The organism is Pseudoalteromonas sp. SWYJZ19 (assembly GCF_015864375.1).
In the GTDB taxonomy this organism is placed as follows: Bacteria; Pseudomonadota; Gammaproteobacteria; order Enterobacterales; family Alteromonadaceae; genus Pseudoalteromonas; species Pseudoalteromonas arctica.
This window is the reverse complement of record NZ_JADYXI010000025.1, coordinates 14447-34371: the sequence shown is the minus strand read 5'-3', so window position 1 is coordinate 34371 and position 19925 is coordinate 14447. Positions and strand designations below refer to the sequence as shown.

The following is a 19925-nucleotide window of genomic DNA, read 5'->3' as shown; positions in this document are numbered from 1 at the left end:
TTATAACTCTTCTAAATAAGTGTAGCCATCAAGGCCGCTTTGCAACTCGTCTAAAACGCTTTGCTGTTCGTGTTTTTCAATTTTAGTGCTTACTAACTGCTCGTATGATTGCTGAAAACTTTCAACATCTAAATGTACATAGCGCATCATATCGGCAACAGTGTCGCCTTGGTTTATCTCGGTAATACTTGCAACGCCTTGCTCATCCATATTAACAATTGCGCTGTGCGTATCGCCAAACAAGTTATGCATGTCACCTAGAATTTCTTGATAAGCACCCACCAAGAAAAAGCCCATTAAATAAGGTTTATCAGCGCTAAACTCTGGTACAGGTAGTGTGCTTTCAATGCCTTGTCCATCTACGTAATGCTCAAGTGCACCGTCTGAATCACAGGTTATATCAAGTAATACAGCACGTTTTTTTGGTGCTTCAGTTAAGCCACTTAATGGCAATACCGGAAACACTTGATCAATGCCCCATGCATCTGGAAGCGATTGAAATAACGAAAAGTTTACAAAAAACTTATCGGCTAAACGTACGTTTAACTCGTCAATAATAGGACGATGAAAACGGTTTTTGTTATCCATGTGCTTGTTAAGTTCATAACAAATACGAATATTAATTTGTTCAGCCCACGCACGCTGCGCTAAGTCTAATAAACCGAGTGCAAATTGGTTATGCGCTTCAGCTAAATCACCTTGGCTGTCGTGATAAATTTCAATTAATGCACGGTCATCCGTTAAATCAGTTAATTGCACAAACGATGCCCACATGTTTTTTAATAAAAGTGGTGCATCTGCCGCTGGCGCTACTAACTCTTCTGGCGTGTAACTTTCAGTACCAATAACATTAGAAATAAGCACAGCATGATGCGCTGTAAGCGCACGACCCGACTCAGAAATAATAGTCGGCATTGGTTGCTCATATTGCTTACATGTATCACCAATGGTGTACACAATGTTATTTGCATATTCAGCTAAGCTGTAATTCATAGAGTTATGCGATTGGCTACGTGTGCCGTCGTAATCAACAGCTAATCCACCACCTACATCAAGGCAATCAATTTCTGCGCCTAACTTACGTAGCTCACAGTAAAAACGCGCCGCTTCGCTTACACCTAAACGTACGTCACGAATGTTCGCCATTTGTGACCCTAAGTGAAAATGTACTAGCTGAAGTAAATCAAGCTGGTTTGCGTCTTTTAAACGATTAACTACATGCAAAACTTGCGATGCAGATAGACCAAATTTTGATTTTTCGCCGCCACTCGCTTGCCATTTACCTTTACCTTGCGATGCTAAACGTACACGAATACCAATGCGTGGTTTTACGTTAAGCTCTTTTGCTTGGCTAAGTACCATGTCTAGCTCAGAAAGCTTTTCAAGTACGATATACACTTTATGACCTAGCTTTTCGCCAATAAGTGCTAAACGTACGTATTCTTTATCTTTGTAGCCGTTACATACAATAACCGCGCTGGTTTTTTCAGCCAGTGCTAGTACCGTAAGTAGTTCAGGCTTGCTGCCTGCTTCTAAACCAAGTTGCTTTTTTTCTACTTGTGCTTGGCTTGCTACTATTTCTTCAACCACTTCACGTTGTTGGTTTACTTTTATTGGGTAAACTAATAGGTAGTCTTTAGGGTAACCATAGTTTTCAATCGCAGTATTGAATGCGCCGCATAAGCTGTGTACACGATGGTGTAAAATTTGCGGAAAACGAACTAAAGCAGGTAAGCTTAAACCTTTCTCTTGTAGTTGCTTTGCGATATCTGTTAATGCAATGGTTTGCTCTGGTGCATGAGCCTTGGGTGCAACATACACATCACCTTGATCATTAATACCAAAAAAACCTTGGCTCCAATGACGAACATTGTAGCTCGTACGAGCTTGTTCTAGTGATGTTGTTTCTTTCATTTATCTTTCTCTTTTATTTAATTAATGCCGACTCGGCTAGTGCCGCGCATTAAAAGAAAAATAGACATTCAAGTCCAACAAGTATTTTTACTCGTAACGAGTGATTTTTAATATTGATAAAACGACCAATCACGTATTGCTCTCTAGCGTATATAAAATATGGCGTTGATGACTATTAAAGATAAGGAAAGTTGTAAAAGTGACAATTTTAAAATCACTTATTATAAATTTTATTAGCAAAAATGAGCTGCCCGAATAAATTAAGGACGTGCAACCTCTTCGCCCGATATTTCTGGCTGTTCAGCCAGTTTATTGTGGTTAAGTAATACATATATATTTTTTTAATATATGGGTAAATTTGTCCCCCTAAAACGTTCAACGTCAATCTAAAAAAACATAACCGTTCATCAATACTTATAGTGAGTATTCATATCAATAAAAATAAATACAATTTCACCTTCAATACATTTTTGCTGCTGGGGTTTTGGTAGCCTATAAATAAAAAACGCAAAAAAAAGATAGCTAGCTGCTATACATGCAAAAATAATCACAAGACATGAAATGTTCATCTTTTTCCTTATTTGAAAAAAGCGCTAGTTAGGTATTCAAATTAAAACTTTAGAGCATCTTATTACAGTAAATAGATAATTAGCGTGCGGGATTTTGTGACGTTTTAATAAGGGTAAGGTAACCATTCTTGCCAATTAAAGCTTTCGTTATACATCTCATCAACTATATCCATATACTCTGACTTTGTAGCTAAGAGGTACGCTTGCCTCTCTTTTGGGCTCATATAGGCAAGCCAATAAGGGAGATAACCTGGGTAGTCTACCCCAAACATATCTTCAAAAAATCGGCTTTCAGGAAGCTCAAGGGTGATTTCATTATGAGTAAGCTTTGGCATAATATTAATTAACTCTATTGCTTAAGATTGATATTCCGACCACATATCTGAATCGTCTATTAAAGTTAACGTTTTCAAATCAAAATATGCACACACATTATTAATTGCCATAGCCTTATGTAAGCTAACGCCTTTAAACGATGATGACTCTAGTGCTGTATATAACCACGATGCAACTTCAATATCTGTAGCTCTTGATATATCTTTGTAAAATTCAGAATCCATGTAGTTGTCAATCAAGCTTTCTAAAGGTTCATCTAGAACAGCAAGTGCGCCAAAATCCATTCCTGGTTTATAAATTTCATTTGCATCATTTGTCATGTAAGTAAACGACAGGTTGTAAGGACTACCCAGAGGGATCCAGATTACAATTTTATCTGCCTCATCGGGTATACCCATTTTATAGATGGATTCAAACGCAGCAGTAAGCTCGGTAATATGGCTTTTTAAAACCATTCGTATTTCTTTTAATGCAGATTCTATTTCCATCCAATTCCCTTTACAAACATAAAATTGAGAATAGATACTACCGTAATTAATCATTTTACAAGCAAGTATCTATCTCAAAATTTTATTTAGGTATTATTTTTAGCTCTTATTCAGCAAGCGCCATTGTGGCAAGCTTCATTGTGCTTTCAAACGATTTAGTACCCGCTATAAATAAACCATTGTGACAGAACACGGCATCATCAATACCTGTTTCATCTACAAACGCTTGATCAGATAAGCCAGACCACGCTTTAGGAAGCGATTTTTTATCTTCAAACGACCCAGGCTCAACAGGCACCGTTTGTAATATCCACTGCCCTGAGTGAGACGGATAAACCATGTATAGTGCGTCACTTGATAAAATATGGACTGTTTTTTTCCACGGTGTGTACTTTTCAAGCACGATTACTCTGGCATCGTCTGCATTTTCAATTGCTTTGGCAACAATTTCTTTTGCATTAACACTACCGTGAGCTGAAGCGATAAAACGAACGAGCATACGCGCTGCAAATTCAACAGCTTCATCAAAACAGGCATCAAAGTTACTTTCTTCTTCCCATGTAGGGTTAAACATTGAAATTGTTTGACTCAGCGTTATGCCCTCAACCACACCTTTTACGTAACCGCAGTCAATGGCATCAATAGTCGATACCAGGCCAGAGTCAACTCTATCTGCTACTGCTTGATTATCATTACAAAGCGTTAAACCGTACTTTTTCCAAATTAAACCAAATGATGAATAAGGAGTGCCATTTTCACGCTCACCCGCACCACCGCGTTGATGATGATCAAATCGACCTGTATCTGGGTTATATTCGCCGCCTACATCAACAACAATATCAGCACTTTCTATAAGCGCTTTATCGCGAGTACGAACAAGCTTAAACGCTGGCAAAATATGTTTAAGTACCGCAATACTAAAAACGTCGTCTGCATGAAAATTACCATTGTGGGTTACTACTGTTATTTCGCTCATTGGTTTATCGCTACTATTAGAAAAGATAAAAATTCTCGCTTTGTAAGTTAATTACTAATTATCGAGACAGATTTTATACGAAGACAGGTGTTAAAAACAGTGAAGTATTTTTTGCTTAGCTATAAAAGGAGTTTTTATAGTTATTAGTTTTAAGTATAGCGTTTATTGCAAGGTAATAATGGGTGATTGCAGGAAAGGGTATTTACGACACGTTAAACTTTAACATGCCGCAGAGCTAGTTAACTTATTGGCTAAGCCCTAGTTCCATAAATACACTTTGTGGATTATCGACATATGAGCCAAAGCTGCCACAACGTTTAAAGCCTAAATTTTCATATAAACTGATAGATTTTATTTGCTTTGGGCCTGTTTCTAAACGTATTAACGGGATTTGCTTTTCACCAGCTTGATGCAATAAAATTTGCATAATACGTCTCGATAGCCCTTTACCACGATGGCTTGGTTTAACGTATAAACGTCTTATTTCGCCATAAGGTTGAGTATCAAATTTCTCGACAATCGCACCGCAGGCAATAATTCCCTCTTCGGTTTTTAAACCAATAGCATATACATTAGGTGAGGTTAATTCGTCTAACTCAAGAGACTGAGCTGTTGCAACAGGGTACAACGAATTTATAAGTCGGTCTATATCGTCAAATACGTTAACTACATCGGGATCACTTGGATTCAAATCAACTAACTGCATAAAGCTTCCATTCATTGTTATAAGTTTATTAAGCTTTAAATAATATATTTAAGCGGACGTAGCTTAGCACTGTTTAACAAAAAAATCTTTAGGGGAGACTGCATTGTGAAATTTCATCACTAAGAGCAATAAATAATCCAGTACCAAAATGAGCAGTTAGATTATTGTTATTAAATTGCGTTGAGCTTTAAGTAATTAGATCGTGAGGCTTATTTTTAGCGTTATGCCATTTTAAATAGCGCTCCTTATCCATTGGTTTTGCGATTAAGTAACCTTGCATCGAATCAATATTCATTTTTTTAAGTAAATTGTACTGCTCAGCGGTCTCTACACCTTCTGCCACTACCGCTAAGTTTAAGCTTTTCCCTAAGCTGATAATTGTTTTCGCGATATTAAAACCAATCTCATTGTCTAAAATTTTATCAATGAAGCTCTTATCTATTTTTAGTTCTTTAACAGGAAACGCACTTAAATAAGCTAAGCAAGAATACCCAGTTCCAAAATCATCAATCGAAAACAAAAAGCCTGCAGCAATAAGCTCTTTCATTTGTTTAATTGTATATTCTATATCGTTTGAGAGCATTGACTCGGTTATTTCTAACTTAATTTGTGAAGCTCGAATATCAAACTCGCTTATAGTACTAAACAGCTCCTTTTTTAAATTTGATGAATTAAACTGACTTTGGCTAATATTAATTGAAACACAGAACGAATCGTCAATAGCGCTGGCTTCTTTAAGTTCATTAATTAAAATACATATATCGCGTAATACTGCATTTTGTAGTTTTTGTATAAGTCCGTACTGCTCAGCTATAGGTATAAATTCATTTGGCGCTATAAGGCCTCTTTGCGGATGGTTCCATCTAATTAGCGCTTCAGCTCCAATAATATCTCCGCAAGTATTAACTTGTGGCTGAAAATAAGCACAAAATTCATCAGAAGCAATAGCTCTAACAATGTCGGTTTCAAGCTCGGTTTGCTTTTCAAGCAGTGTTTGCGACGCTGGATCGTAAAAGCTACTGCTGTTTCCGCCTTTCTTTTTAGAGCGATACATAGCAGTGTCGGCAAACTTTAATATATTGTCAGTTTGTGCGTTTACGCTGTCAATTAGGCAAATACCTATGCTGCAACTTACTTGAAAGGCAAGTTCGCCTACTTCAAAATTATCATGAAACACGCTCTGGATTTTTTTTGCCACGGATTCGCATTCATAAATTGCCTGCTTTGTATTTTCACCTATGTCTTCAAGTAAAATAATAAACTCATCGCCACCGGCTCTAGCTAACGTGTCTGAGCTTTTTATTATGGCGTTTAATCTTTTTGATAGCTCTACAAGCACTTCGTCTCCAGCACTGTGCCCCAACGAATCATTAATACGCTTAAAGTTATCTAAATCTAAAAACAACAAAGCTCCAATATTTTTTATACTTTTGATGCTCTCTACGCACGTGTTTAACCTATCGCTAAGCATTCTTCTATTTGGCAAATTGGTGAGTGGGTCATAAAATGCAAGCTTATGGACTTCTTGTTCTGCTTTTTTCCTTATTGAAATATCCCTGGCCATCCATACAATATGCCGTTTTGTCGGGTTCTCAGGGTGGTAATGATCTAAGGCAGCGGCTCGTCCTTCAAAAACTATATTCCCCTTCGGGACATCTAATTCATATTCAAATATTTGCATATCGTTAGTCGACAACGTTTTTGCAATGACTCCCATTATCATTTGCGCATCTTTTTGAGGAAGTAAGTCTTTAACATTTTGACCAATAATATCCATGGTCGAATCAAGCAGTAACTCATTAGAAGTACCATAAACATCGGTATATATGCCGTCTTCACTTAAAATGAGGATGAGATCGGGCATTACTTTGGTAAAGGCTTTAAATTTTTCATTACTGTGCTGTAAATTAGCGACAAGCTGTTTTGCCTTCTCAAATTCGTTACTTTTCTCAAGAGCAATACTTGAAAAGTGTACAAAAAAATCTATTAATTCTAACTCTTGCTCTGATGGGGCTTTAGGGCTGCTGTGATAGATAGCAAAGGTGCCTAACAAATCAGCTTGAGTTGACATAATAGGCGTTGACCAACATGACTTAAGATCAAACTTTAACGCTAAGTCTTTAAAATCCACCCACAGTGGTGAAGTTTCAATATTTTCTACAATTATGCGCGATTTCGAAAATGCAGCAGTACCACATGAACCCACTTTTGGCCCTATGTAAACTCCATTAAGCAAACCACAGTACTCTGGATGAATATTAGGGGCTGCACAATGAAAAAGCTGCTCGCCTTTAGCTGATAAAATGGAACACCTAGCAGATTCATCATCCATAATTTTTTCTATCGATAAACAAATTTCAGTAAGCACCTCATTTAAAGGTGCCCCTAATGCAATTTTAGATAAAATGCCTTGCTGGTGAGATAATAACTTTTTTAACCTGTCCGTACCCATTTTCACTTGCTCGCATTATTTATACATATTGATACAACAAAAGCCTCAAGCAGATGCTTTTTTTACTATGTAGTAAAGTTCAGTATAGTCATGATTAGTAAGTTTATTATTTTATTAATAAAAAACTAATCTGGCCTATTTTGATCAATCATAATTGCATATTACTAAACATCTGTAGTTACCATATAACCAAAATAGCAACATTAAAGCTAACACTTTGTTACCTAAAAATACTGTTTAAAATTACTCAGCTATTTATACAAGTGCAAATGGAAAATATTTTTTGAGGTAGCTGTGCAGATCATACAAGGTATGGAATATTTTTTTCGGGATTTAAATTAATTAGCCAAAAAGGGTTAAAGCGTTTTGTGCTTATCCCGCTTTTAATTAATATTTTACTATTTGGTAGCTCGTTGTTTTTTATTTTTCTGGTCAAGCGACTGTTTTAGCTACATAAATAACATACTACCCGAGTGATTAAGCTGGCTTGAGTGGTTAATGTGGCCAATCGCAGTTTGGTCGTATTATTTGGCTACAGCATGCTATTTACTATAATCACTAATTTTATTATACCAATCTGCTTATATATGGGGTCTATTTAACGTTAAGAAAATTACGCTAGAACTAGGCAAAAATTTTTGTATCTAGTTGTTCTAAATAAAAAATTTTTAACGACGTTGTAGTGCAATTTGATTCGTTAAATTGATCAAAGATTTATGCAGGTTGGTATTACAGCCCCATTCAATGCTTTATTAAGCGAAAAAGTTGAGCTTTATTTAACGGGCCAAATAATTAGCGATATGGCTTTTCTGAATTAGTTAAAGATGTACCTGGAATGCTTGCCCGTGAGTGGGCAAAGCTGTGCTACTACCCTCTATGCACTATTGGATTTTTTATATTACTTTGGGTTTTATTGGTCAAGTATTATGGGGTTTATTTACGTGTTGGATGTGTGCGGTGCAATACGAAGACTATGCGTTTGATAACCATAAAATTGACTTTAAGCAGATGAAAGACGATTTAAAAGCTAAGCAAGGTGTATCGTACGGATTTGGTTTTGCTGTTATGTTATTAACCGCTATACCATTTATAAACTTAATCGTTATGCCTATTTGCTGTGTGATTATGCTCACCGAGCCTTTAATTTTAATCCTTGCTTTAACCCTTATTGCTGGTGCTGCTGCACTGCAAAGTTTACTTGGTTTTGGCTTAGGGGTTATTGCTACGCCAATTTTAGTATTGATTAATCCTGCTTTTATACCCGCCCCTATTTTGCTTCTAGGGCTAGGCTTATCGCTATTAAGTACACTAAATAATAAAAAGAACATACAGATTAGTCGTATTAGCATTACTTTATACGGGCGTTTTAGGTAGACGTTACCCTAGCTATAGCCGCGGTGTAACCAACTTAATAACCTCTGATGACAAGCAAGCGTTAACCATTATTTGTAGTTCAAGGGTCGATTTAATACCAATCTGCTTATATACGGGGTCTATTTAACGTTAAGAAAATTACGCTAGGACTAGGCAAAAATTTTTGTATCTAGTTATTCTAAATAAAAATTTTTTAACAACGTTATAGTGCAATTTAATTCGTTAAATTGATCAAATATTTATGCAGGTTGGTATAACTACCTCACTTAAAAGTGATAACAGTTATATGATTAGCGCTGAAAAATTGAAAAAAACAAAAATTACTCAGTTAATCATGGGATCGGAATTGACGAAGATATTTGGCTAAAAATAAATTATCTCGGTATGGGGGTCTTGGTAGAAAACCCCGACCACTCTAGACTCGATGCAGGGGGCGCTAATCTATAAATAAGATTGATTACCTCACGTTGGGCAATCAATCCTTTATTTAGCTTTAATACCTATTGCTTATAAACCTTGCTCAGTAGCCATTTTTTTCGCAATTTGTGGGGCAGTCCAAAGTGATGGTAACAACACAAATGATACAGGTACGGCGGTTACTACAATAAACGACTGCAGTGCAGAAATACCACCTGAACCTATCGAAATTAATATTGCTGCCATAACCCCCATCATAATGCCCCAAAACACTCTAACGGGTGTTTGCGGATGATCGTTACCCGTCATTACCATAGATACCGAGTAGGTCATGGAGTCACCTGTGGTTGCTACAAATATTGTGGTTAAAATTAAAAACAACACCGATATAACAAAGCCCATAGGCAGCTGCTCAGTAATAGCCAACAGTGCAGCGGGTAAATTTAAGCCCGCAAAGGGTTCTGAAATAACACCCGGGTTTGCTAACTCAAAAAATATACCTGAACCACCCACTATCGTAAACCAAAAACAAGTAATAACAGGAGCAATTATTGAGATAAGCGTGATCATTTCGCGAATAGTACGGCCGCGTGAAATTCGTGCAACAAACATAGCCATTAAAGGTCCATAACCTAAAAACCAGCCCCAAAAGAATACCGTCCACCAGTCTAACCAGGCGGTATCGGCACGAAAAGTGGCCATAGGAATAAAGTTATTAATATAAAGCCCAAACGAATGAATATAGCTATCAAAAATAAAAGCTGTAGGCCCCATCAGCAAAATAAACAGCATTAACGCTACGGCTAAAATTACATTAAAGCGACTGAGTAATTGAATTCCTTTAGTGACGCCACTTACAGCAGATAGAGTATAAATTGCAATTAAACCAAATAAAATAGCCACTTGAGTGGTGTAAGTATCTGGAATACCAAATAGCTTTTCTAAACCAAAACTTACTTGCAACCCTAAAAAACCAATAGGGCCTACCGTGCCTGCTACTACAGCTATAACACAACACGAATCGACAATAGCACCAAATGCGCCTTTCATTACGCGCTCACCAAATACCGGATACAACAAAGTACGTGGCTTAAGCGGTAAACCTTTTTCGTAATGTAAATGCATATAAACTATGCCTGTAAGGCTGCCTAAAATAGCCCAGGCTAAAAACCCCCAATGCATAAAGCTTTGCGCTAAAGCATTAAATGCAGCCTCTTTAATCCCTGACTCACCACCAAAAATTGGCGGCGGCGAAATAAAATGCGCCATGGGCTCAGCAGCAGCCCAAAACACCCCACCACCAGCAAGGAGTGTACACATAATAATGCTGATCCACTTAAAGGTGTTAATCTCTGGCTTTTTTAAACCACCTAATACCACTTTTCCGGTACGTCCAAAGGCTAAAAACAACCCAATTATAAAGGTCGAAAGCAATAATATTTGCCAAAAGGCACCAAACGTCTTAGTAGAAAAAGCAAAGGCGGTATTGATCCAACTCGACATCAAATCAATATCATAAAGTGCTAGCACAGCAAATAGCACAAGAATGCCACCACTGATTAAAAATACCGGTATATCTACCCCTACCAAATACTTTATTGTAGATGAATGCTCATCCTCATGTTGTTTTGTTACTCCAGTAGTGCTCATTTATCGTCTCTTGATGGATTTTTAGTTACCGACATAGCGACATACCACAACACCCACCCTAAATACGAAATGAAGCGACGCGAATCAAAAGGTTAAATTATCTTTCGATCTTACTTTATTCCGAGTTTAGAAAATGCCATAACAAATATCTTAACTGCCAACTTGTAAATATTTTACCCTTTTCAGCCACCTAATCCAACGGTACTCTAATTATTAATAGTGAATTTACACAATAGTAAAGCCTTGCTTACAGCTATTTTTAATAATAAACAAATATAAAACAACAATTTTGAAGGGGTTAGGAAAACAGAAATAGCAATATAAATAAAGAGATGGAAAATACAGCGATAGAACAAGATACATAAGGCTAAGTATATTAATAGTAAATGCATAATTAATCTCGCAATATATTTAATATGTATTGATAGTATTTTTGTAAAAATAACTAAGATAATATTTTGGGTAAATTTATTGATAGTTTTTAAATTATTAGCAACGCGTATAACACACATAAAAAAGCGCTTAATAAGCGCCTATTACTTTAATAAATACGATACTTACACTAATACTTGACGCGTGTTTGCTATAAAGTGATGTACTTCGCGCTCAATTTTAGGGTCAACAGGCTCATCTGGTCGACGATCATTCGGGCAAGGCATTCTTGGCGTAGTACCAAATAAGCGACAAATTAATGGGCGCTCATCATATACAGTGCAGCCATTGGGGCCAAGATGCACACAATTGAACTCGTTTAACGCCGCTTCATGCTCCGCATCTGTTTTTACCGGTAAGCGCGACATTTCCTCTGAAGACGTTGTTACTGGCCCGCAGCAGTCGTGGCATCCTTTTACGCATTCAAACGCTGGAATATTAGCGCGCAATCGTAAAATTACTTCCTGATTTTTGTACATCACTATTTATACCCTTTATTTTTGCAACGCACTGACGCAGCAACTTTACTAATTTCTCCACAATGCATCAAAACGATGCCTAAGCCTAGAGTGGCTAGATCAGCTATAGTACGCTTTGCACTACCAAAAAATCAAGGTAAGTTAGCGCCTGGTTACGCCATAGAGCCAATGTATAAAGCTTGTAAACTAATTGTCGCTTATTAAGCTGGGAGAAAAAAATAGTAAACTGGCCGTTGTTATTACTTAACTTAAACACTTTGTTACCTAAAAATACTGTTTAAAATTATTAAGCTATTTATACTGTCACTAATGGTGAATATTTTTTGAGGTTACAGTGCAGATCACACAAGGTATGGAATATTTTTTTTCAGGATTTAAATTAATTAGCCAAAAGGGGTTAAAGCGTTTTGTACTTATCCCGCTTTTAATTAATATTTTGCTGTTTGGTAGTTCGTTGTTTTTCTTGTTTGGATGGTTAAGTGATAGCTTTAGCTACATTAACAACATGCTACCAGAATGGTTAAGCTGGCTTGAATGGCTAATGTGGCCAATTGCAGTATTAGTCGTGCTATTTAGCTATAGTATGCTCTTTACAGTCATCACTAATTTTATTGCAGCCCCCTTTAATGCTTTATTAAGCGAAAAAGTTGAGCTTTATTTAACGGGTCAAAAAATTAATGATGACGGCTTTGCCGATTTATTAAAAGATGTGCCTAGAATGCTTGGCCGTGAGTGGAAAAAATTATGTTATTACCTTCCTCGCGCTATTGGTTTTTTCATACTACTTTGGGTTTTACCTGTCATTGGCCAAATACTATGGGTTTTGTTTACCTGTTGGATGTACGCGGTGCAGTATGAAGACTATGCGTTTGATAACCATAAAATTGGCTTTAAGCAGATGAAAGACGATTTAAAATCTAAGCAAGGTTTATCATACGGGTTTGGTTTTGCTGTTATGTTATTAACGGCTATACCCTTTGTAAACTTAATAGTTATGCCTGTAGCTGTGTGTGGTGCAACACGTTTGTGGGTCGATAATTATCGACCAAAATACCGTAGTTAATTAAGAGGTTGCTGACTTTTCAATATTCAAAGGACACCGCACCCGAGATAAAAAAGCACCTAAGGTGCTTTTTTAATCTATTTTTAAAACAATAAACTCAAGCGATGCACGCCTTGGTAATGCGACGCTTTGTTTATCTACTTCTTCAAATTTTTTAATCAAAATACTAAAGCGCTGATTGTTAAAATTAACGGCTGTAACTTCACCAATTTTTATACTGTAGTTTTGCTGCTGATCAAACAGCTTTAGTGTTCGCCCTTTTATACGCTCTACGAATAAGTAAGGTGTTTGGTCTGGCATCTTTAAACGGATAACATTGATTTTACTTAACTCATGTACCGCCACCCAATTTTGACTCTGCATTAACGTATTATAACTACTAATGCCTTCAGGCTGATAAACAACATCTTGGCTTACAACGCATGCCTTACAGCCCTTTACTGATTCAACTCGCCAGTCAATAGCTGTATTTTTGTAATATAAATTGTCATTTTTTAGTAACCATTCACGTGCATTGTTAGTATCGCTACACGCTATTAGTAAGCTTAAAAAACTACTACCAACAATAAACTTAATACTTAACCCTAGTTTCATATTAATGCTCTTTAATTGCTTTTAACTCAGCAATAATTGCACTACTTGGCTGCGCTTCTTTTATATAACTGGGCAGCGTTTCAATATTAGTAGGTGAGCTTTGTAAATTATACACCTTACTATTATTAGTATTTGGCACGCCAAACCGATTACCTGCACTTTGCATATAAAACTGCAAATTAAGCATGCTCCACTCATTTACATCACTAAGTATTGATATTGTATTATCTTGATTAGTATCAAAGCTGGTTAAGCTTTCGGTGTTAATTGCATTACAGTTAAAATCAACAGGTAGTGAGGCATTTCGATTTAACCCCTGTGCTTCAAGTATTGTACTCTCATTTAAATCTGCTGAACTACCACTTGAATAATCAATAATAAAATCATCTGTAGAGCCTAAATGACTATTAGTATTTGGTGTAATATCGCAGCTAGCATTGCCTGGATAAAAACGCTCATAATAACGATCGCCTTCGTTATTACCTATTGTTGATAAACCCGCTAATTGATATAAATAATTCATAGAGCTTAAATGATTAGGCTTAAAGTTAACCTCTTCATCGCCACCATGGTATAAGCCTAAGTTATGGCCTAGCTCATGAAAGATAGTTGATGCTTGATAATTATAAGTTACATTGGTTGCTATTTGCGTATCGAGCGTTAAGCCCCAGCCCCCCATAGTTACCATTAAATCATTACCGCTGATCTCAGCAATACCCGACCCACTAATACTGCCATCTTCATTTCCACTACTTGCCATTAATAAGTAATGAAAAATGGGTCTGCGGGTTATATCGGTATATTCCATTTTATAAGCAAATAAATTAGGGCTACTTAAATCGTACTCAAACGGAGTATAACTATTAAAAGGGACAACATTTCCGCCACCTAAATCAAAGTTTTGCAGCGCAATATCGCTATTTTGATCAAATAAGTCACCTACATCAAAATGAACGGTATAGCCTTTACTTGCAAATACACTAACAATTTTTTCAAGTGCTGTTCGATGAGGCGTTATTCCAACATCACTACTATCCATATAATCTATTTCAATAAATATATCTTTTTGTGAAGTACGCGCTCCCCATTCATATAAAGGCAGTCCACCAAATGTTGCCCCCTCTACCTCTGCGCAATCTGGAATACCGTCTTCATCATCATCTATTGAGCAAGTTATATCATTAGGCCCTGCCGGAGTATTGAATACTGAGTAGTTCCAGTCTGTATTTTGGTTAGTATCGGTTGCGCCGAGCGTACGCTTTAAGCTGGCGCCCTGCTCTGGCGGTATTTGTGCAGCATTTTCGCCTTGCCACTGCGAGGCTGTTACAGGCTCTTGGGTTGAATTTCCAAACTTAACAAAGTCGATAGTTTGTGTACCCGCACTATTAAGTAATTCTGCAAAACCATTTATGTACCAATAAGGCCTAATTTGATCATTCGCGCTACCAACAAGCACAAGCTTAGTGTTATTTAATGACGCACTTGCTAAAAAGTCATCGCCAAAGCGGCTTTGTAAAATAATATAGGCGCCATTTAAAAGCTCTTTATTAGGCAGCGTAAATATTTGCTCACCACTCAACGTACTATCAGACATATTAATACTGCGAGCTTTAAGAGAGTAGTCTTGTAAATTTACTGTCGCACCGGTGCCGTTATAAAGTTCAATCCAAGGTAAGTCATTACTAAATTGCACAGATGAAAGCTCTGTTATTTTTATATCTTGGCTAGAAGTTGTAAACGAGGTGGCAGTTTGCGCCAAAATAGTTGTGCTATCAAAATTAGCTAAATCAGCTGTAACACGAACAATATATTGAGTGTCTTCATCAAAGCTTGCGCTTAAATTTACAGTATGAAAATAAGTACTTGTGTCGCTGGTAGTACCCGACAAACTTTCAATAGTTAAGGCCAAGCAAGTAGTAAAATTATCTGCTGACACTTGTACGCTTCCAGTACAAGTACCACTGCTAGAGTTAACGGCTAAAGTACTCACGAGCATAATATCTGAAAATGTAATGCTAACAGGGCTATCTACAAATACTGGTTCATTACTATTTTGGGGCGTTACATTACTAATTGTAGCGGGCGTTGAATCAACAACGGTAACATTCAATACAAATTCAGTTGTGTCTTTTGTATCAGTCGCCGTTAACGTATAGCTTTGTGGAGTGATACTGTTTGCAGGAGGTGTGTAACTAAAACGTAAGGCTTGGTCATCAATAGCACTGATTTGCGCTCCATTTAAATCATCACCAAAGTCAATCTGTACGCTATCGTTATCTGCGTCGCTAACCACTAAGCTAAATTCTGTGGCTTGGTTATATTGCACATTTATATTTACATCATCGGCAGTCGGTGGGTTATTTGGGGCTAATATTACAACTATTTTCTGGGCGTTATTTGTAGCGTTATCGTCATCGGTAACAGTTACTACAAACGTTATATTGGTATTTTGCGCAACAGTGGGCGCATTAAAACTAATACTTGTTTCTGTTTGGGTAAGTTCAACTACAGGGCCACTTGTTTGCTGCCAGGTTATGCTATTAATACTGCCATCGCGGTCTTGTGCATCTGCAACTAGGGTTACACTGTCATCTTTTTCAGCTTCTTCTGGGCCTGTAACAATGACTGTTGGCGCGCTATTTACTTGATTAATTAAAACCGTTTTACTCGCTTGAGCGCTTTTACCGGCATTGTCAGTTACGGTTACGCTAAAGCCTAGCGTTGTATTTTCAGATACATTGGGTGCAGTAAAACTAAGTACACCATCTGACTGGCTAAAATCAACATTATCTCCCGCAGACTGAATCCAACTAATAGTGCTTATGGTTCCATCTGTATCTTGAACGTTAGCAACTAAGCTTACTTGTGTGTTAGCAAGTGCACTACTTGGGCCTGTAATATTAACTGTAGGTGCATTATTTTGAGAAGTGATAGTGCCTGAAAATACTTGTTGTGCAGTAGCACCTGAATTATCAGTAACAGTAACTGAAAAACTAAAGGTCGTGTCAGTGGTTACACTCGGTGCAGTAGCTGTAAGCGTATTGCCATTAACAATAAATGTAAATTCAGGACCACTAAGTTGTTGCCATTGATAATTGGCTATTTGCCCGTCACTATCACTTGCAAGCGCAGTAATAGTAAACGATTGGTTAGAGACAATAACGTTACTACTAACAGAGAGCGTAACACTGGGCGCAGTGTTACCAGAGGGCGTAGTTGAATCACTACCTTCTCCGCCGCCGCCACAACCTGTGATTAAAAGTGATAAAAAAAGTAAACTTAGCCATTTATTAATATTGTTTTTTACCACTTTTAGCCTCTACATATTAACTATACAAATTTTGTGGCACCTTAGTAACGTTTAAATGAACGGTTATTTCCTCACGATCATGATAGAGATGTTTAGCTTGTAACTCGTAATTAATGCTATGTTTCTCAAGCTCTTTTCTTATCATTGAAAGACATTCATAAACACTATCAAAGCGTTTTTTCATAGGTAGTTTTAAGTTAAATATAAACTCTTTTGCGTATGCATTTACTGCCCAGTCAATCATTAGCGTAGTCACTTTGGTTGGTTTTTCCACCATATCGCACACTAACCAAGTAATATTTCTTTTTTCTGGGCGATATTTAAAACCATCTGCTCTAAAATGTTTAACTTGACCCGTTTGCATTAAATCGTCATTCATTGGGCCGTTATCAATCGCACTTACAAACATACCACGGCGTACAAGCTGATAAGTCCAACCACCCGGGCATGCACCTAAATCAACACTGCGCATACCTGCTGCCACGCGTGATTCACGTTGTTGCTCAGGAATAAATACATTAAACGCTTCGTCGAGTTTTAACGTTGAACGACTCGGTGCATCGCTTGGCATACGAAGGCGTAAAATACCCATGAAAAATGGAGAATTATTAAAGCTATACGAGTAACCAACATAAGCCGTATTGTTTGTTAAAAACATGACATGCATTACTGGGCGGTTTGCTTTTGGCTCACGCAGTACTGTATTTTGTTTTTCGAGGGCTTTTTTAAGCGGCGTTGATATTTTTTTACAGAATGTTAAAAGCTCTTTGCCTTCATTTGTATCTGGCGTTTCTACGCGCAGCTCTGAGCACAATGTAAAATCTTTAGCAGCTTCAACTACTGCACTTACACGGTCCTCTACTGGCATGTTTTCAAGTAATATACCGGCAAACCATTGGCGTGCGAACACCATATTTTTAAAATCGACTTTTTTGATTATTTCGTCGCTGTGATGCGCTTCAAAACATTCGTAAACAACATAACCTGTATTTGGCTTTGCTTTTACATACCCTGCAAAACCCTGCTCTGCAGCATGAAACGTTATTTCAGCAGCGGCATCGCTTTCAAAACCACTACGACAATAAATCACAACACTAGACATATTAACCCTTAAACTCTTTAAAACTTAAATCGTGCGACTTGCACTAAAATAACAATCCAACCAATAATAAAGCACAATCCACCAAGCGGTGTTATCGGCCCTAGCCACTTCATATCTGTTAGAGCGAGTAAATATAAACTGCCACTAAAAAGTAGTGTGCCCGTTATAAAAAAGCCACCAGCCCAACTTAGGTTTATGCCCCATTTAATTAAAATAGCCACTGCAATCAGTGCAAGTCCATGCACCATTTGATACTCAGCAGCGGTTTTAAAAACCCCTAATGAATACTCCGATAAACGGCTTTTTAAACCATGGGCAGCAAATGCACCTAACATAACCGAAAGCATACAAAAAATACTGCCGGTCATTAAAAATAATTTAATCATTTAACCTCCTAATCGAGTTTTAACACATCTCAATTTGTTGCTTAATAAATTCAACAGCCCTTAATGCTGCTGTTTCTCTATTTTGCGGTTCCGTTACACCACTTTTTTTACGTGGTTTTAATGAATGATCGCCATCAGTCAGCCATGTGAGTAAAGGCTGTTTTGGCATTTCCATAGTAAGCAGTTCTTCACGTGTACCAAATGTATCTCGCTCGCCCTGTAATACTAAAAAAGGGCAAACAATATCAGCAAAATGATCGGTGCGTAACTTTTCTGGCTTACCCGGCGGATGAAATGGATAACCAAATGCAATAACACCCGAAAGTCTTTGCTCTGTGCTGCACGCAAGCATTGATGCCATGCGTCCGCCCATCGATTTACCGCCTATAAATAACGGTAAATCTGGCTGCGCCTGACCAAGCACTTGCTCATAATAAGTAAGTAGCTTTGGCGCTCGCTCTGGAGGCCTACGTTTATTAGTTTGTTTAGCAATTTGCATATATTCAAAATCAAATAAACCAACATCAACACCTTGCTCGCTTATTAATTTTGCCATATGTTGCATAAAGTCAGAATCGCTACCGGCACCTGCACCATGCGCAAATATAAACTGTGCAATTGCAGGTTGTGCGGTGCTTTTAAACCATTCAATCATTATTAATACTCATGTTCTTGTTCATGCTCTACTAAGCTCAGCATCCACTCTTTAAACGAAACTATTTTACCAAGCTCTGTTTGCGATTCGCGAAGCACTAAGTAATATGCATTTTTACTTTCTAGACTGTGATTAAACGGAATAACCAAACGCCCTGCATCTATGTCGGGTTTAGCTAATACACTATTACCAATTGCCACACCTTGCCCATGTACTGCAGCTTGTAACACCATTGATGAGTGACTAAATATAGGTCCTTGATTTACCTGAATGTTACGCACGCCTGCAGTTTTCATCCACGTTTTCCAGTTTTTACGTGTGGTATCATGCAATAAAGTGTGATGCGCTAAATCACTAGGTTGATCAAGCGGCTTTAATCCGCTTAATAACATAGGACTACAAAGTGGTACTAAATACTCGGTATGAAGTTTGTACGCTTGTACGCCATTCCAATGACCTCTTCCATAGTAAATAGCAATATCTACGTCATCAGTCAGTGAGTTTTCATCTTGATCTTGTGCTTTTATTCGCACGTCTATCTCTGGGTGTAACTCATTAAACAAACTCAAACGAGGCACTAACCACTGAATAGCAAAACTGGGTGTTAGACTAACCGTTAATGAGCCCTTAGCACCACGGGCTAATAGCTTTTCAGTTGCATCAATAAGCTGAGTAAAAATCTCTTTTATATCTAAAAAATAGCCTTGGCCTTCTTCAGTTAATAATAATGAGCGGTTTTTACGTAAAAACAACTTTAAACCTAAATGCTCTTCAAGTGTTTTTATTTGATGACTTACTGCCGCCTGCGTTACATAGAGCTCTTCTGCAGCCTTAGTAAAACTTAAATGACGCGCAGCCGCTTCAAAGGCTTTTAATGCGTTTAATGGAGGTACCCGTCTTGACATAATAACCAAGCTTAGAATTAGTTTTTCTTATGCGTGAGATTATATACATCATATAAGTTTGTGTATATTAAAGGCATAAAAAAAGCGACCTGAGTCGCTTTTTAATAAACATCATGC

The 19925-nt window shown here is 37.4% G+C and carries 15 protein-coding genes and 1 pseudogene; 2 read left to right on the top strand and 14 right to left on the bottom strand.

All coding sequences use genetic code 11. From position 1 onward, the window contains the following. The 6 genes from speA to I6F45_RS18760 form a co-directional block, all read right to left on the bottom strand. Window positions 1-1914 (bottom strand): biosynthetic arginine decarboxylase, encoded by a 1914-nt coding sequence (gene speA, locus I6F45_RS18785; protein ID WP_165728889.1) that lies wholly within the window; start codon window positions 1912-1914, stop codon window positions 1-3. A gap of 673 nt (window positions 1915-2587) precedes the next feature. After that, window positions 2588-2818: a hypothetical protein gene (locus tag I6F45_RS18780; protein ID WP_024611212.1), complete on the bottom strand. Its 231-nt coding sequence runs from the start codon at window positions 2816-2818 to the stop codon at window positions 2588-2590. Window positions 2819-2839: 21 nt separating this feature from the next. Further along, window positions 2840-3307 carry a hypothetical protein gene (locus I6F45_RS18775; RefSeq protein ID WP_165741858.1) on the bottom strand — a complete coding sequence of 156 codons (468 nt, stop codon included), beginning with the start codon at window positions 3305-3307 and terminating at the stop codon, window positions 2840-2842. Between the two features lie 106 nt (window positions 3308-3413). Then, window positions 3414-4283, bottom strand: coding sequence for an MYG1 family protein (locus tag I6F45_RS18770; protein WP_165741862.1), 870 nt, complete (start codon window positions 4281-4283; stop codon window positions 3414-3416). A 244-nt stretch (window positions 4284-4527) separates the two neighbouring features. After that, the gene (locus I6F45_RS18765; RefSeq protein WP_165728892.1) at window positions 4528-4989 is read right to left on the bottom strand and encodes a GNAT family N-acetyltransferase; all 462 of its coding nucleotides are present in this window, start codon (window positions 4987-4989) and stop codon (window positions 4528-4530) included. Window positions 4990-5176: 187 nt separating this feature from the next. Then, window positions 5177-7441, bottom strand: a complete 2265-nt coding sequence (locus tag I6F45_RS18760; protein ID WP_197161644.1) for a sensor domain-containing phosphodiesterase — start codon at window positions 7439-7441, stop codon at window positions 5177-5179. A gap of 728 nt (window positions 7442-8169) precedes the next feature. Between I6F45_RS18760 and cysZ (I6F45_RS18755) the strand changes: the two are divergent. Next, window positions 8170-8554, top strand: a pseudogene (gene cysZ / locus I6F45_RS18755) (sulfate transporter CysZ); the annotation flags it as partial. 768 nt (window positions 8555-9322) lie between these two features. On the opposite strand, the gene I6F45_RS18750 reads toward cysZ (I6F45_RS18755), so the two are convergent. Further along, entirely contained in the window at window positions 9323-10882 is a 1560-nt protein-coding gene (locus I6F45_RS18750) for a BCCT family transporter (protein WP_165728893.1), read from the bottom strand. 557 nt (window positions 10883-11439) lie between these two features. Next, window positions 11440-11793, bottom strand: coding sequence for a YkgJ family cysteine cluster protein (locus I6F45_RS18745; protein ID WP_011327756.1), 354 nt, complete (start codon window positions 11791-11793; stop codon window positions 11440-11442). 352 nt (window positions 11794-12145) lie between these two features. On the opposite strand from I6F45_RS18745, the gene cysZ (I6F45_RS18740) reads away from it, so the two are divergent. Then, on the top strand, window positions 12146-12856 hold the full coding sequence (gene cysZ, locus I6F45_RS18740; RefSeq protein WP_197119610.1) for a sulfate transporter CysZ: 711 nt from the start codon (window positions 12146-12148) through the stop codon (window positions 12854-12856). Window positions 12857-12928: 72 nt separating this feature from the next. On the opposite strand, the gene I6F45_RS18735 is transcribed toward cysZ (I6F45_RS18740), so the two are convergent. From I6F45_RS18735 to I6F45_RS18710, 6 genes are read right to left on the bottom strand one after another with little or no spacing between them, the layout of a single operon-like run. Next, window positions 12929-13450, bottom strand: a complete 522-nt coding sequence (locus I6F45_RS18735) for a hypothetical protein (protein ID WP_165728896.1) — start codon at window positions 13448-13450, stop codon at window positions 12929-12931. 1 nt (window position 13451) lies between these two features. Further along, window positions 13452-16760, bottom strand: coding sequence for a PKD domain-containing protein (locus I6F45_RS18730; RefSeq protein WP_197161640.1), 3309 nt, complete (start codon window positions 16758-16760; stop codon window positions 13452-13454). Between the two features lie 16 nt (window positions 16761-16776). Continuing rightward, the gene (gene rlmM, locus I6F45_RS18725; protein WP_197161636.1) at window positions 16777-17862 is read right to left on the bottom strand and encodes a 23S rRNA (cytidine(2498)-2'-O)-methyltransferase RlmM; all 1086 of its coding nucleotides are present in this window, start codon (window positions 17860-17862) and stop codon (window positions 16777-16779) included. Between the two features lie 17 nt (window positions 17863-17879). After that, window positions 17880-18248: a DUF423 domain-containing protein gene (locus I6F45_RS18720; RefSeq protein ID WP_024591610.1), complete on the bottom strand. Its 369-nt coding sequence runs from the start codon at window positions 18246-18248 to the stop codon at window positions 17880-17882. Between the two features lie 19 nt (window positions 18249-18267). After that, the gene (locus tag I6F45_RS18715) at window positions 18268-18903 is read right to left on the bottom strand and encodes an alpha/beta family hydrolase (protein WP_197161633.1); all 636 of its coding nucleotides are present in this window, start codon (window positions 18901-18903) and stop codon (window positions 18268-18270) included. Between the two features lie 2 nt (window positions 18904-18905). Further along, window positions 18906-19808 carry a transcriptional regulator GcvA gene (locus I6F45_RS18710; protein ID WP_002958561.1) on the bottom strand — a complete coding sequence of 301 codons (903 nt, stop codon included), beginning with the start codon at window positions 19806-19808 and terminating at the stop codon, window positions 18906-18908. Window positions 19809-19925: the final 117 nt, after the last annotated feature.

Bases quoted from the DNA above. Each gene is read 5' to 3' on its own strand.
- speA (WP_165728889.1), bottom strand. From the start codon at position 1,914: ATGAAAGAAACAACATCACTAGAACAAGCTCGTACGAGCTACAATGTT.
- I6F45_RS18750 (WP_165728893.1), bottom strand. From the start codon at position 10,882: ATGAGCACTACTGGAGTAACAAAACAACATGAGGATGAGCATTCATCT.
- I6F45_RS18770 (WP_165741862.1), bottom strand. From the start codon at position 4,283: ATGAGCGAAATAACAGTAGTAACCCACAATGGTAATTTTCATGCAGAC.
- I6F45_RS18780 (WP_024611212.1), bottom strand. From the start codon at position 2,818: ATGCCAAAGCTTACTCATAATGAAATCACCCTTGAGCTTCCTGAAAGC.
- I6F45_RS18710 (WP_002958561.1), bottom strand. From the start codon at position 19,808: ATGTCAAGACGGGTACCTCCATTAAACGCATTAAAAGCCTTTGAAGCG.
- I6F45_RS18720 (WP_024591610.1), bottom strand. From the start codon at position 18,248: ATGATTAAATTATTTTTAATGACCGGCAGTATTTTTTGTATGCTTTCG.
- rlmM (WP_197161636.1), bottom strand. From the start codon at position 17,862: ATGTCTAGTGTTGTGATTTATTGTCGTAGTGGTTTTGAAAGCGATGCC.
- I6F45_RS18760 (WP_197161644.1), bottom strand. From the start codon at position 7,441: ATGGGTACGGACAGGTTAAAAAAGTTATTATCTCACCAGCAAGGCATT.
- cysZ (WP_197119610.1), top strand. From the start codon at position 12,146: ATGGAATATTTTTTTTCAGGATTTAAATTAATTAGCCAAAAGGGGTTA.
- I6F45_RS18745 (WP_011327756.1), bottom strand. From the start codon at position 11,793: ATGTACAAAAATCAGGAAGTAATTTTACGATTGCGCGCTAATATTCCA.
- I6F45_RS18735 (WP_165728896.1), bottom strand. From the start codon at position 13,450: ATGAAACTAGGGTTAAGTATTAAGTTTATTGTTGGTAGTAGTTTTTTA.
- I6F45_RS18765 (WP_165728892.1), bottom strand. From the start codon at position 4,989: ATGCAGTTAGTTGATTTGAATCCAAGTGATCCCGATGTAGTTAACGTA.
- I6F45_RS18715 (WP_197161633.1), bottom strand. From the start codon at position 18,903: ATGATTGAATGGTTTAAAAGCACCGCACAACCTGCAATTGCACAGTTT.
- I6F45_RS18775 (WP_165741858.1), bottom strand. From the start codon at position 3,307: ATGGAAATAGAATCTGCATTAAAAGAAATACGAATGGTTTTAAAAAGC.